The sequence below is a fragment of the Shewanella fidelis ATCC BAA-318 genome, assembly GCF_000518605.1.
Taxonomy (GTDB): Bacteria; Pseudomonadota; Gammaproteobacteria; order Enterobacterales; family Shewanellaceae; genus Shewanella; species Shewanella fidelis.
This window is the reverse complement of the sequence record NZ_JADX01000021.1, coordinates 44,990-57,177: the sequence shown is the minus strand read 5'-3', so window position 1 is coordinate 57,177 and position 12,188 is coordinate 44,990. Positions and strand designations below refer to the sequence as shown.

Below are 12,188 nucleotides of genomic sequence, written 5' to 3'. Positions count from 1 at the left end.
TTGGCTGACCTTTTTATTAGTTTTGAAGTTTGGCAATATAAGCTTGATGTAGCTGTTGCCAGTTAGCTTCGCTGAAGTTAAGGCTAGGCAATATTGCTAATTCTTTTTTAAATGATCGTAATAAACGACTCATATTCGCTTGCTGCCATTGTGGATTTACTTTGCGGATTTCACCTCGATCAAAGTCGATCAGATGGAATTTATCATTGCTGATTAAAATGTTTTTGGCATTAAGATCGGCATGGTAAACACCATAATTATGGAATTCAGCAATTGTTTCACCGAGTGCTTGCCACTGCGATTCGGTCATCGAAATTTTACTCAATCGAGCCACTAAGTCCTCTGCACCAGCCACGCGCTCGATAATCAGATCTGCTCGATAAAATAAGCCTGAGCGTTCAATATTCGCCGCGATCGGTTTAGGCACGGCAAAACCTTGCTTGTATAGCTGATCAAGTAAGCTGAGCTCTGCCACTGCGCGAGTTTTGTGTAAGCTACTAAACAGATACAGATCACGACTAAATTTTGCGATAAACCCACCACGGTAATAATGGCGCAATACCCATTGGCTTTGCTCAGTATCAACAACTCCGGCATCAATAAACCATGTGGTGTAACGGCCTTTTGAAGAACCTGTTATGGCTGACTTTTCGCGCCAAAACTCAGCATTGAACCAGTTTGGTTCAATTTGGTTTGGAGTGTGATCGCAAAATGCGATATCACCTTGAACTGTTTTTTTAAACTTCATAGAGATAATTGTAAGCTAAACCATAGCACCTGTAGCCATTCTACATTAAGATCGGTAAATTGCGCCAAATAACCTTCGAGCATTATGAGCCTATCTACCTCTGACTGTCATCAAGCCCCAAATTCTAATTGCTTAGACTTAAGTGATGCGGAATCGCTATGTCTTTTAAGGCTGTCTGCCATTGGTGATGTATGCCACGCAGTGGCGATGGTACAGGCGATCCAGCGCCGTTATCCGCAACTCAAAATTACTTGGGTCTTGGGTAAGGTTGAGTATCAATTACTTAAACATCTTGACGGTGTCGAGTTTGTTATTTTTGATAAGTCTCAAGGTTGGCGTAGTTACGCTAACCTTAAGCGTGATCTCAAAGGGCGTAAGTTTGATGTATTGCTACATATGCAAGTGGCGCTGAGAGCGACAATCGCATCGTTAGCTATTTCGGCCAAAATTCGTATTGGATTTGATCGCTTTAGAGCCAAAGAGGGGCAATGGTTAGTCACTAATCACGCTATTGAGCCGCAAGCGACACCGCACGTTTTAGAAGGCTTTATGGGGTTTGCTAAGGCGATTGGGGTAACAGATTTGACGCCAAGCTGGAATATTCCTGTACCTGCTGAAGATACTGAATACGCTAAAGCGCTAATTCCAGATGAAAGCCAAGTATTGGTGATTTGTGCAGCGGCAAGTAAAGCTGAGCGTAATTGGCTGCCAGAGCGTTACGCTGCTATCGCTGATTACGCAGTGACTAAAGGTTATCGAGTCGTGTTATGTGGTGGGCCTACGCCTCTTGAAAAAGAACTGGCAGAGAAAATCCAAGCTGCATCGAAGTCAAACTTAGATAACCAAGTTGGTAAAACCTCATTATTGCAGTTGCTGGCTATCTTAAAGCAAGCATCGGTGGTACTTGCTCCAGATACTGGCCCAGCCCATATGGCGGTGACTCAGGGGACACCCGTTATTGGTTTATATGCGCACTCTAATCCGGGGCGAACAGGACCGTATACAAGCTTAGGTTCAGTTGTTAGCGTTTATGATGACGTTATACGCCAACAAAAGCAGGGGAAGATCCCTTGGGGGACTCGAGCCAAAGGCGAACACCTAATGCAATTGATTGAAGTTGAAGCTGTTATTGCCAAATTTGATCAAGTTTGTGAGCATTTTTAGTGGCGCTGAACTACTTTGTTTTAAGTTGCAATTTATATAGTTGCCTGTTTTATTTTAGATGTTAAGGCCACTGCGGCTAATTCGAAAGAGAGTTGATAATATGCCAACTGCACCAGTTTTTCTTTTTATTCCTGTATCTTGTGAAAAAGGTATTGGTGAATATATGCGGTCAATGATAATTGCAAATGGTGTTCAAAAGCAGTGGCCTAATGCAGAAATTCATTTTGCATTAAGCAAGCATGCCCCTTATGTGGATTCGTGTCCTTTTCATACCCATGTTCTGCAAGACTCTCCGACAAAGCAGGTTAAAGCTGTTAATACTATTATTTCTGATCTAAAACCCGATATGGTTATTTTTGACGCTTCAGGGAGAAAGTCGCAGCTCAAGCACGCCTATCAATCAGGAGCTAAAGTTGTATTTATTAGTCAGCATAAAAAGAAACGTACTCGGGGATTAAAGCTTGGCCGCAGTTTGGTTACTCATAGCCATTGGGTTGTACAGCCAGAGTTTGCAATTGCGCCATTATCTATATTTGAACGATTAAAGTTAAAGCTGATTAATCGACCAGAACCAATAGTCACAGGTCCTATATTTTCTCATCCGGATAGTGCTAACAAGTTAAAGTTATTAGATAAATATGGTTTATCTGATGAGCCTTTTATTTTATTTAGCGCAGGTTCTGGCGGACATAAATATAACCAAGGCAATGCTGCAGATTTATTTGCAGATGTCGCTATACACATAAAAAATCAGCTTAAACCAGTTGTTGTTTTTGGTGCGAACTACCCGAATGACATACCGACTATTGAGGGCGTAGTGTGCATTCGTTCTTTAGATAATGCGGACTTTATTAGTTTAGTCAGCGCTGCCAAAGCTGCGGTATTGAGTGGTGGTGGCACGCTGTTGCAGGCTATAGCAATGAATGTACCGACCTTGGCTGTCGTGGTGGCTAAAGATCAGCCTTCTCGAGTTAATGCTTGTAAAGCGCGTGATGTTATTAAATCTGCTGAGTTGAATTTTGAGTCTATGTGCCAAGGAGTGCAGGAATTACTTGTGCCAGAAACTTTGGCTGACTTGAGTGCTAAAACTAAGCAGATGAAAAGTGTTAATGGGTTAGAAGTTTGTATTGCTGACATTGCCCGTTTACTGGAGGACAAATAGATGCCTAAAAGACGGATTGCAATCGTCATTGATAGTTTAGCTGGCGGTGGAGCAGAAAAGGTTATGCTCACGTTAGCTAATGAGTTAGTTAAACAGGGGCATGAGCCCCACCTTTTAGTGCTATTTGATCATTGCGAGCACCATATTGAAAACGATATTCCAGTGCATTTTTGCTTTGATAAAAAAAAGGACAAGCATCTAGGGAGTTTTTGGAACACAAAACGTGATGCTCGACGTTTAGATTGTTGGATCGAAGCATTGGAGCAAGATATTGGTAAGTTTGAATTGTTTATTTCAAACTTGGATAAGACTAATTTATTACTTTCTCACTCAAAAGTAAGTCCGTTGTACTTTGTTGTTCACTCATCGATTGAAGAACCTTTAAAGCGAACGAAGAAATTAGGCCCTATTGCTTATTTTAAAATGTTACGAGCTAAGATGGCGCTTAATGGTAAACATTTAATTACTGTGTCAGAGGGGATCAAAGAAGAGATTGAAAGGGTGGGGCGTATTGTTCCTGCTTCTATCACAACAATCTATAACCCTTTTGAAATAGAAAAAATTAAGCAACAATCGTTGGAAGAGGTGACGGGACTGCCTGAGGGAGACTTCCTGATCCATGTTGGTAGATTTGCTAAGCCGAAGCGACATGATGTGCTTTTTAAAGCGATTAAGCAGATGGAGCATGATTTACCGATAGTGTTACTTTGTAATAATGCTAAAAAAGCCAGAAAGATTGCTAAGAAACATGGTGTACTGGATCGGATTATTCTACCAGGGTTTCAGCAAAACCCTTACCCATGGATAAAAGCGGCAAAATTAATGGTGCTAAGCTCTGATTATGAGGGCTTGCCTACAGTATTAATAGAGTCTCTTGTGTGTAACACCCCTGTAGTGAGTACTGACTGCGAGCATGGGCCTAAAGAGATCTTGACTGGTGATTTAGCGCAGTTCCTAGTCCCACGAAGAGACCCACAACGTTTAGCGTTAAAAATCGATGAAGCTTTGAATCATTATCCCGAAATCAAGCAGATTGATTTATTAGAAAAGGTTGATGCTCATCAAGTCTGTTTGTCTTATTTAGATTTAATTCGTCAGAAGTGATGGTTGATATCTGGAAGTATCGTATTAGAAGGGTGTTTTAATGGATGTATTTGCGCCTAAGCTTTTGTTTCTGCCCGTATCCTCAGCTGAGGGGTGTGGGGAGTATATGCGCTCTCTGATTATTGCTGATGCTGTTATGGAAAAATGGCCTAATGCAATAATACAGTTTGCAATTAGTCAGGAGGCTTTCTATGCGAAAGAGTGCCCCTACTTTACTCATATTTTAAAGGATACTCCGACAAAGCTAGTTAAAGAGGTCAATGGGTTAATAAGTGAATTACAGCCCGATGCGGTTATTTTTGATGCTTCAGGGCGCCAAGTTCAAATGAAGCATGCAAAGTCGATTGGTGCAAAAGTGATCTTTATCAGTCAGCACAAGCGAAAAAGAGCGCGTGGCATGAAAATTAGCCGAGCTAGAGTGACGGATAGTCATTGGGTTGCTCAACCTGAGTTTGTAATTGGACCTATCAATTGGTTTCAGAAAAAAAAGCTTGAGTATATAGGCTGTAATGAGCCCGTTTTTATCGGGAGTGTTTTTGCGACTCCGGAATCAAAAAGAAAAGTGGCATTAATCGAGTCTTATGCTTTAGAGGAGCAAGGCTACATTTTGTTTAATGCAGGCTCCGGTGGTCACCAAGCAGAGTCGGGGTTGGCTGCTGATATTTTTTGGCGTGAAGCACAAAAGGTGGCAGCTAAAACAGCGTTGAAGTGTGTAATGGTTTTTGGGCCTAACTACCCAAAAGCACTACCTAAATCAGATGCTGTTGTTGCCATAAAGACTTTAGACAATAGAGATTTCATCTGTTTACTTGATGGGGCTAAAGTAGCGGTATTAGGTGGCGGTGATACCTTGCTTCAAGCTGTGAGTTTGAACAAACCGACTGTAGCTATTGCAGTTTCAAAGGATCAGCCAAAGCGTATTCAAGCGTGTGAACAGCTTGATTTTATTTTTTCTAGTCCACTGGATGAGAGTATTTCGACAACTACATTTGATGCGATTGAATTAACCAATCGTTCTAGATCTAGTTTGTATCAAGAGCCTAGCGGCTTAACGATAGCGATAAAAGAGCTATCACGTTTGCTTGTTTAAGCTTGTTTCATAGCTAAGTTCATTAATGTTCAGTATTGGCTGAACATTAATGAGCATTTCATATTGTTATCGACTTTTAAGCTTATATTTGAAGTAGCTAAACGGTAACTTGATCATTCTTTTCCAACCAATAGTTTTAAATACCTCAAATTGTGAAACTGAAGCATTCGGGTCGCAGTATTGTTTGTAAAGCATTAGCCAGTCTAAATGGCTAATTTCATTGGGACGTTTACTCTTTGGAATAAATCTATCTATTAGCCCGAGTTCAATCTGTTCAGGCTCTAATACGACTAGGTTTGAGGCCATAAACCGTTCCCAATAAGCAATTAATTCAGGAGTGCTTTGATGACGGTGATCTAAATAGGGAACCTGACTATCAAGCCTCATTAACCAAGCATTGCAATAAACTTGCTCTGCGTGAGGGCTTATTTTGGGTGCGCCACGGTATTGTGGTTGCCCTAATCGTTCGGGGTTAAACTCTAAATCAGCAAAAAGCGGCAGATCCCAGATTTTAAGTAAGTCTTCAGTTAACCCAAAATGAAAGAAGTCACTTGGTAACATTACAATTTTCTGACCGTCAGCGTAACGACGAAAGTAACTGGTGTTAGTAACAACTCGTTGTGTAAATAGCTTGCTGGCATTGTCACGAGCAGGAAAAGCTTGTTGAGCAGCGACGAAGTTATTACCTGTTAAGAAATTATCAGAGCGAATTTTAACAGCGTAAGCCGTTTTTACCTGCTTTAAACCTTCGGCGCTTGATACTATTTGACGATTAAAGTTTAGCTTTCCTGGCTCACCTTTTGCGTTATAAGAGGTTATTGTTGCGCCTGGATCTTTATTCAATAAGAGAATGTCAGGCTCTAACCCGTTGCAATCTTGGCCTTCCCATGTTGATAAAATAATCGTCGCCCCGGGTAAATACTGGCGGATACTCGATATACATTTGTGAGTGATACCGGGCTCCTGTGAGCGTCCTTGATAAGCTTGCACTGGGCCCTGAATAACTACGCTAATATCTTTAAAGTTTATACTCATATTTCGCTGGCTTAATGATAATGGGCAAGGCTATCTCAGGCCATTTTGTGGCCTGAGCGTCTAAGTGGTTTAACTATGCGTTAATGAAGTCTAAATACTCTTGAGGCACGCCACAAAAAATCACTTCATCACGCGCGATTAAGTGGTAGCGAATATCCTTACCTTCTTCAATTAAGTAGTTATACAACGGAGCAATGTAAAGCTCTTGTTTTTGCCATTCAGAAATGGGCTTTGCAGCTTCTAATTGAAAGGCTCGCTTAAAATCTCCTGCATGAGCAAAGTGATATAAGCCGGTACTGCAGAGATCTGAAATAGGATTTTTTTCAGCTGTTTCTATGACCTGATCGCTGTCTGGCGATTTAGGTTTTGCGTATGACCAGTTACTACCTTGCCCTTTAAACACCTCAAGATAGCCGTCACCCTCGTCAGCAACATAGGGCAGAGTATAGTTCGGTCTGAATGTATCAATGTTAAATATCGTGATTGGAAGAGTGTCATCACAATCTTCAATACCGAGATAAACTGTTTCTGCTTGGCCTCGTGTATCGGCTGCTAACGTAACAATTTGGTAGTCTTTAATGCCTAATATTTGGCAACGAGACTCGACAAATTGTGGTGTGTTGTAGTCACTACGCACAATAAAAACAAACTCAGTGGTTTCAAAGTAAGCCTTAAAACTTAAAACGGCATGATCGAATAACGGAATGCCGTGTGCAGGAAGCATGTACTTAGGTTCTGTATAACCCGCCTTAAAAAAGCGAGAACTTAACCCTGCCATTGGAATTACAATCATTAGATACTTCCTGTGTTTAATTGAATTTTGTCAAATAAGCGGTATGCATTTCCGATAAAGCCGAGTTGGCGTTCCGGTTTGTCACTGTGAAGTGGCAACATAGATAAAAATAGTTGGATTTGCATAGCGTAGAGTTGATTTTCGGTTATTGAAAACTCTTCATAAATAAGCTTGATAAAATCCGCAATAATCTGCTGTTGCCGAGTGTCAGAAGCTATAGTGAAATTTAATGTTTGCTTATCGAGACTGCAGTTAAAGTAACCCGCAATGATAGAGTCATAAAGACCAATGACAGAATGTGCGAGCTTGGCAATATCATAGGCAGTATTGCCGTATGTTGTAACGTTATCCTGTACATCAATTCCCCTCGGATCGATGACTTTTATATTGCATGTTCTAAAGTCGTACAGAATATTGCTAAAGCAGAAGTCTCCGTGAAGAATATTCATTTTTTGCGTATCAGCGGGTAAAAAATCTAGGCTGAGTTTAGCGAGTTGCAGCAAGCTAGGCTGCAATTTGCCATTAACCGTTAAAGGTTGATTGATATCCACAGCAGCATTGGTTGAGTAGTCAGCTAAACGTTGCAGGGTCTTGGTAGCAAAAAGCGCGTCTAAGCTAGATTTATCTTTGTCGCTAAACTGGCTTGCATGTTTAAGAAATTGGCAGCAACTTTTTAATATTTTACGCCATGAAAAAGCTGGCAAATGACTGAATACGTAAAGCTCATTTAATGCGGTTAGGTGTAAATATTCAATGCTGTAACTGAAACTGTTTTTGGCATCTACCGTCGATAATAGTTGCGGTGTATAGCAGCGCAATGAGCCTGGGATTGTTTGATACCAGTTCGCCTCTGCAGAGAGCTTATTCTTTTTGTAACTGGTTTTGGTAACCACCTGCCCGGAAATGCACATTTCATTAAATGCACGTTGGGTGGTCATTCGCGATTTTGATTGGTAGTAGGTATGACTGTGGCCAAAGTCGTACCAGTTTTGGTAAATATGCGGTGCCATGCCTTTATCTTGGATATAAGCATTGAGGCCCTGAATAAAGTCCCAGTTTTGTTTAATGATATGTCGTACTAGGGCTTTGGGGGCTGAAAAACTGAAAAAGCCATTTGAAATTAACTCGCTGCTAGGCGGTTGTTCGCGTGAAAAACTACTCAGTTTGGCAGTGGTCGGATTATATTCAGCCCAATCATAATTATCTTCAACTTGGCTTAACCCAAGCTGATCTACAGCCGAAGATAACTGATCAAACAGTGTATCACCGTGCAAGATAAACAGAGGTTCGTTACTCTCAAACTCCAGTAGGTTTAACGCATAAACAATGGATTCTCCCAAGCTGAGATGGGTGGGTAAATATAGCAATTCAACTTGGTTATTTTTGAGAGCATCAAGATCGTACGGGCTAGGAGTGAACCCTTCAGGAAGGGTTAACACAACTCGCTCACCTTGAGGAATTAAGGCCAACTGATGGTGGAATAGCCGCTTATTGCCCACGGGTAAAAAGCAAGGGGGAAGCGGCCCAAATTCTGACTGCAGTTCAGTGGCGACTAAAGCCGCAGAGGTAATTAAATACATACTTTGTCTGCTTCAATAAGCTGCTCAATTTCTTCTTGGGTTAATTTGGCAAACTCTGATGGCCGAATAGCCCTATCATCGATATAAAACCCTTCATGACCGCACCATGGCTTACCTACTAAAATTTCATCATAGGGAACATTATGTTTATCTAACCAAGCGGTGATAATCGGTAACGTATGAATATTGATCTTGCCAACATTACCTTCAAAGGTGCGCATATTGCGAGCCGTTGATATAACAATTTCAAAGCCTTTAGCTTGATACTCTTTGAGTTTATCAATGACGTCTTGGCGCGGGGCGACTTCAGCATAATTATTGGTATCGGCCATTGTCAGTGTGCCGTCGAGATCTACGATAAGTCTTTTCATACAAAGTTATTATTGGCCGCTAATTAATCTTCACATGTTACACCTTTTGCTGAGTTAAGTCATTTGGGCTGAGGAGTGAGATTGAAACGTTATTTTTATGTGGCAGTTGGTTTTAGTTTATAATTAAATTCACTGGCAAATAGCATAAGAAGTCGTATGAACCGCACTAAAAAAATCACCTTAAAACACATGAGCAAGCTTAAAAAAGCTAACGCTAAGCTGCAAAATAGCAACAAGCCTAAGTACATTTCTAAAGCGGAAAGAGAGCGTTTGGCTGCTTTAGAGGTTGCCGAAGCTGGTCAAATAGAAAGCGAATAGTTTCTTTATTGCGCAAAAAGTCACTTTTCATGATCCAGATGCCATAATTCCGACACGGCTAATATTAATTAGCCTAATGAATATGCCAGAATAGCCGGCTAATTTTGGTTTTGTAGGTTGTTTACTACAAAACCTAACGGATAGGAGTTTCATGAATACTGTATATTCAATCGGAGAACTAGAATCGTTTTTGGTCGCTATCTTGGTATTATTTATCGGCCACACAGTCAATCGTCACGTTCCTTTTTTTAAAAAGTACAATATCCCAGAGCCGATTATTGGTGGTCTGGTCGTTGCCGCTGTGATCACAGTGCTTCATTTTCAGAATATTACTTTAGCGTTTTCATTGCCGATGCAAAATACGTTGATGCTGATGTTTTTCAGTACCGTAGGCTTAGCTGCCAGCTATAAATTACTGGCTAGAGGCGGGAAAAAGGTCTTTATTTTTCTTGGTATTGCGTCAATTTACATCATTTTGCAGAACGCGGTTGGAGTTAGCTTAGCCACAGCGCTGGGACTTGAACCTTTAATGGGTCTGGTGGCTGGCTCTATCACTTTGTCTGGTGGCCACGGCACTGGTGCTGCATGGTCGCAAACCTTTGCCGACCATTACAATATGAACACCCTTGAATTTGCTATGGCTGCTGCCACGTTTGGTTTGGTCATGGGCGGCATAATTGGTGGCCCAGTCGCGCAGCGATTGATTGATAAACACAAACTAGAGTCATCCTACGGTATTGGTGGTAATCATCATAAAGATCACCCTGATTTGGTTACCTATGATCAGTTAGAAGAAGACAATGTCACGGCTAAAAGTGTGTTAGAGACCTTGTTTATCATCATGCTTTGTGTCGCTGGGGCGCGCTGGGTAGGTCATTTGGTGGCGAGTTTTGATATTAGCTGGCTAAAGATGCCTGACTTTGTTTATGCATTATTTTTAGGTGTGGTGATTACCAACCTCACAGAGATGACACGTGGCTATAAGATGAATAATGAATGTGTCGATATTCTCGGTACCGTGGCCTTGTCGTTGTTCTTAGCGATGGCGTTAATGAGTTTGAAGTTGTGGGAAATTTTTGATTTAGCCATACCGCTACTCATTATACTGATGGTGCAAACGGTTGTGCTGGCCTGCTTTGCTTATTTCGTGACGTTTAGAGTAATGGGAGCGAATTATGATGCGGCGGTTATGGCTGGCGGCCACTGTGGCTTTGGCATGGGCGCGACTCCGACGGCAGTGATGAATATGGGGGCATTAGTTTCCCGTAATGGCCCATCACCACAAGCCTTTATGGTTGTACCAATTGTTGGTGCTTTCTTTATTGATATTGTCAATTTGATCGTATTGCAGGGATATATCGGTTTTATTCTTTAGTCGCTATAACATTATACTGATGGCTATTTTATAAAAGGCACGCTTAGCGTGCCTTTTTTGTTGAGGTGGTTAAACTAAATGTCTGCCGCCATCAATTTTTAGGGTTTGCCCTGTAGTGTAACTGCTATCGAGTAAGTATTTTACTGCTCGTAAAGCTTCCACCTCGCCACCTTCTTGCTTGATAAGTGCTTTGTTAAGCGCTTTTTGTTTGTAGTTGTCATCGTCATCTGGATTAAACATCAACATTGCTGGTGCTATGCTGTTCACTTTGATTTTGGGCGCATATTTGGCTGCAAAAGACAGCGTCAGGTTTTGCAGTGCAGCTTTACTGGCGGCATAAGCTGCGTGCTTTTTACTGCCCTTATCGACGACATAATCGGTGATATGAATGATATCGCTAAACTGCAATTGATTGCTTTGTAGCAGTGGCGCTAGCGCAAGGTTGAGTGCGTAAGGAGTACTGGCATGGATCCGCATCATTTTTTCGATAGTTGTAATTGCACATTCATGCTCCTTGTCAGGCAGCCAATCAGAGGCATTGTGAATAATGCCTCTTAGGCTTGAATAGTTCGTCTTGAGTTCAGCGATGAGTTGCTCGGTTTGTGCTATATCGTAAAAGTCACATTGAAACAGCTTTACTCCAAAGGCTTCGAGTTGTTGCAGTGCTGGTCTAAGGGTGCGATAAGTACCAACGACTTGATAGCCTTCTTGGCTCAAGTGCTGGGCAAGATAAAAGCCCACACGCTTGCCTACTCCAGTGATAAGAATCGTTTTGCTCATTGGCATCCTATTGATACGAGTTGTTATCGAAGGAACTCTATTCGAGTATCAGAGTTGCTTTTAAAAGCTCCCCCAAGTGCGGTTGTTTGGGTTTGCGACTGGGTATCCATTACACCGCGTGATTTAACGCAGTAATGGGTTGCATCAATACTGACAGCAACATCGTCTGTGCCAAGCAAGGTTTGTAGTGCAACTAATACTTGCTTAGTCAAGCGCTCCTGCACTTGAGGTCGCTGGGCAAAAAAGCGCACCAAACGATTAATTTTTGATAAACCTATAATCGTATTTTTGGGTATGTAGGCCACTTTTGCTAAGCCATCGATAGTAATAAAGTGGTGTTCGCAGGTGCTCACTACACTGATATCACTGATCTTGACCATTTCATCTACACCCATTTTATTTTCAATTTGGGCTATTTTCGGAAAATTGTCATAGTCTAATCCGGCAAATACCTCATTGACGTACATTTTGGCTATCCGGTGTGGGGTTTCGCACAAGCTGTCGTCACTTAGATCTAACCCGAGTGTTGATACCACTTCGGTCATTAGGCCTTTAATGCGAGTATATTTTTGCTCTGCACTCATTCCGGTATTGACCAGTGGCGTTTCTAACCCTTGAGCAATAAGGGCGTTTTTAACTTGTTCGGCGGGGGAAAGTGCCATAATCAT

The 12,188-nt window shown here is 41.6% G+C and carries 13 protein-coding genes; 6 read left to right on the top strand and 7 right to left on the bottom strand.

Features of this window, described 5'->3' with window-relative positions:
* Positions 1-16 precede the first annotated feature (16 nt).
* Positions 17-748 (bottom strand): 3-deoxy-D-manno-octulosonic acid kinase, encoded by a 732-nt coding sequence (locus L884_RS0111215; RefSeq protein ID WP_028767597.1) that lies wholly within the window; start codon positions 746-748, stop codon positions 17-19.
* A 207-nt stretch (positions 749-955) separates the two neighbouring features.
* Between L884_RS0111215 and L884_RS0111205 the strand changes: the two genes are divergently transcribed.
* From L884_RS0111205 to L884_RS0111190, 4 genes are all read left to right on the top strand, one after another.
* Complete coding sequence (locus L884_RS0111205; RefSeq protein WP_245603112.1) at positions 956-1,912, top strand: glycosyltransferase family 9 protein; 957 nt, start codon at positions 956-958, stop codon at positions 1,910-1,912.
* Positions 1,913-2,012: 100 nt separating this feature from the next.
* Positions 2,013-3,074: a glycosyltransferase family 9 protein gene (locus tag L884_RS0111200; protein ID WP_028767595.1), complete on the top strand. Its 1,062-nt coding sequence runs from the start codon at positions 2,013-2,015 to the stop codon at positions 3,072-3,074.
* Positions 3,075-4,178 (top strand): glycosyltransferase, encoded by a 1,104-nt coding sequence (locus L884_RS0111195; RefSeq protein ID WP_028767594.1) that lies wholly within the window; start codon positions 3,075-3,077, stop codon positions 4,176-4,178.
* A 106-nt stretch (positions 4,179-4,284) separates the two neighbouring features.
* Entirely contained in the window at positions 4,285-5,268 is a 984-nt protein-coding gene (locus tag L884_RS0111190) for a glycosyltransferase family 9 protein (RefSeq protein ID WP_245603111.1), read from the top strand.
* 66 nt (positions 5,269-5,334) lie between these two features.
* Here L884_RS0111190 and L884_RS21980 read toward each other — a convergent pair whose 3' ends face one another.
* The 4 genes from L884_RS21980 to L884_RS0111170 all read right to left on the bottom strand — a co-directional run bounded on the left by L884_RS21980 (position 5,335) and on the right by L884_RS0111170 (position 9,047).
* Entirely contained in the window at positions 5,335-6,303 is a 969-nt protein-coding gene (locus tag L884_RS21980; RefSeq protein ID WP_037410811.1) for a WavE lipopolysaccharide synthesis family protein, read from the bottom strand.
* Between the two features lie 73 nt (positions 6,304-6,376).
* Positions 6,377-7,096 (bottom strand): glycosyltransferase family 2 protein, encoded by a 720-nt coding sequence (locus tag L884_RS0111180; RefSeq protein WP_028767592.1) that lies wholly within the window; start codon positions 7,094-7,096, stop codon positions 6,377-6,379.
* The gene (locus L884_RS0111175; RefSeq protein ID WP_028767591.1) at positions 7,096-8,676 is read right to left on the bottom strand and encodes a hypothetical protein; all 1,581 of its coding nucleotides are present in this window, start codon (positions 8,674-8,676) and stop codon (positions 7,096-7,098) included. The genes L884_RS0111180 and L884_RS0111175 overlap by 1 nt, the downstream gene beginning before the upstream one ends.
* Positions 8,667-9,047: an HAD-IIIC family phosphatase gene (locus L884_RS0111170; RefSeq protein ID WP_028767590.1), complete on the bottom strand. Its 381-nt coding sequence runs from the start codon at positions 9,045-9,047 to the stop codon at positions 8,667-8,669. Before L884_RS0111170 ends, L884_RS0111175 begins: the two co-directional genes overlap by 10 nt.
* Positions 9,048-9,203: 156 nt before the next feature.
* Here L884_RS0111170 and L884_RS22880 point away from each other — a divergent pair, with 156 nt between their 5' ends.
* Together L884_RS22880 and gltS are read left to right on the top strand one after the other, a co-directional pair.
* Positions 9,204-9,365, top strand: coding sequence for a DUF2986 domain-containing protein (locus L884_RS22880; RefSeq protein ID WP_084221433.1), 162 nt, complete (start codon positions 9,204-9,206; stop codon positions 9,363-9,365).
* Between the two features lie 151 nt (positions 9,366-9,516).
* Positions 9,517-10,740 carry a sodium/glutamate symporter gene (gene gltS, locus L884_RS0111160; RefSeq protein ID WP_028767589.1) on the top strand — a complete coding sequence of 408 codons (1,224 nt, stop codon included), beginning with the start codon at positions 9,517-9,519 and terminating at the stop codon, positions 10,738-10,740.
* A gap of 69 nt (positions 10,741-10,809) precedes the next feature.
* On the opposite strand, the gene folM is transcribed toward gltS, so the two are convergent.
* Both folM and folE read right to left on the bottom strand, forming a co-directional pair.
* Positions 10,810-11,520, bottom strand: a complete 711-nt coding sequence (gene folM / locus L884_RS0111155; RefSeq protein WP_028767588.1) for a dihydromonapterin reductase — start codon at positions 11,518-11,520, stop codon at positions 10,810-10,812.
* A gap of 23 nt (positions 11,521-11,543) precedes the next feature.
* Positions 11,544-12,182, bottom strand: coding sequence for a GTP cyclohydrolase I FolE (folE, locus tag L884_RS0111150; protein ID WP_028767587.1), 639 nt, complete (start codon positions 12,180-12,182; stop codon positions 11,544-11,546).
* Between the last annotated feature and the right edge of the window lie 6 nt (positions 12,183-12,188).

What these genes read in the sequence shown, in the direction of transcription:
- gltS (WP_028767589.1), top strand. Translation starts at nt 9,517, where the DNA reads ATGAATACTGTATATTCAATCGGAGAACTAGAATCGTTTTTGGTCGCT.
- folE (WP_028767587.1), bottom strand. Translation starts at nt 12,182, where the DNA reads ATGGCACTTTCCCCCGCCGAACAAGTTAAAAACGCCCTTATTGCTCAA.
- L884_RS0111200 (WP_028767595.1), top strand. Translation starts at nt 2,013, where the DNA reads ATGCCAACTGCACCAGTTTTTCTTTTTATTCCTGTATCTTGTGAAAAA.
- L884_RS0111195 (WP_028767594.1), top strand. Translation starts at nt 3,075, where the DNA reads ATGCCTAAAAGACGGATTGCAATCGTCATTGATAGTTTAGCTGGCGGT.
- L884_RS0111180 (WP_028767592.1), bottom strand. Translation starts at nt 7,096, where the DNA reads ATGATTGTAATTCCAATGGCAGGGTTAAGTTCTCGCTTTTTTAAGGCG.
- L884_RS0111175 (WP_028767591.1), bottom strand. Translation starts at nt 8,676, where the DNA reads ATGTATTTAATTACCTCTGCGGCTTTAGTCGCCACTGAACTGCAGTCA.
- folM (WP_028767588.1), bottom strand. Translation starts at nt 11,520, where the DNA reads ATGAGCAAAACGATTCTTATCACTGGAGTAGGCAAGCGTGTGGGCTTT.
- L884_RS0111170 (WP_028767590.1), bottom strand. Translation starts at nt 9,047, where the DNA reads ATGAAAAGACTTATCGTAGATCTCGACGGCACACTGACAATGGCCGAT.
- L884_RS0111190 (WP_245603111.1), top strand. Translation starts at nt 4,285, where the DNA reads ATGCGCTCTCTGATTATTGCTGATGCTGTTATGGAAAAATGGCCTAAT.
- L884_RS0111205 (WP_245603112.1), top strand. Translation starts at nt 956, where the DNA reads ATGGTACAGGCGATCCAGCGCCGTTATCCGCAACTCAAAATTACTTGG.
- L884_RS22880 (WP_084221433.1), top strand. Translation starts at nt 9,204, where the DNA reads ATGAACCGCACTAAAAAAATCACCTTAAAACACATGAGCAAGCTTAAA.
- L884_RS21980 (WP_037410811.1), bottom strand. Translation starts at nt 6,303, where the DNA reads ATGAGTATAAACTTTAAAGATATTAGCGTAGTTATTCAGGGCCCAGTG.
- L884_RS0111215 (WP_028767597.1), bottom strand. Translation starts at nt 748, where the DNA reads ATGAAGTTTAAAAAAACAGTTCAAGGTGATATCGCATTTTGCGATCAC.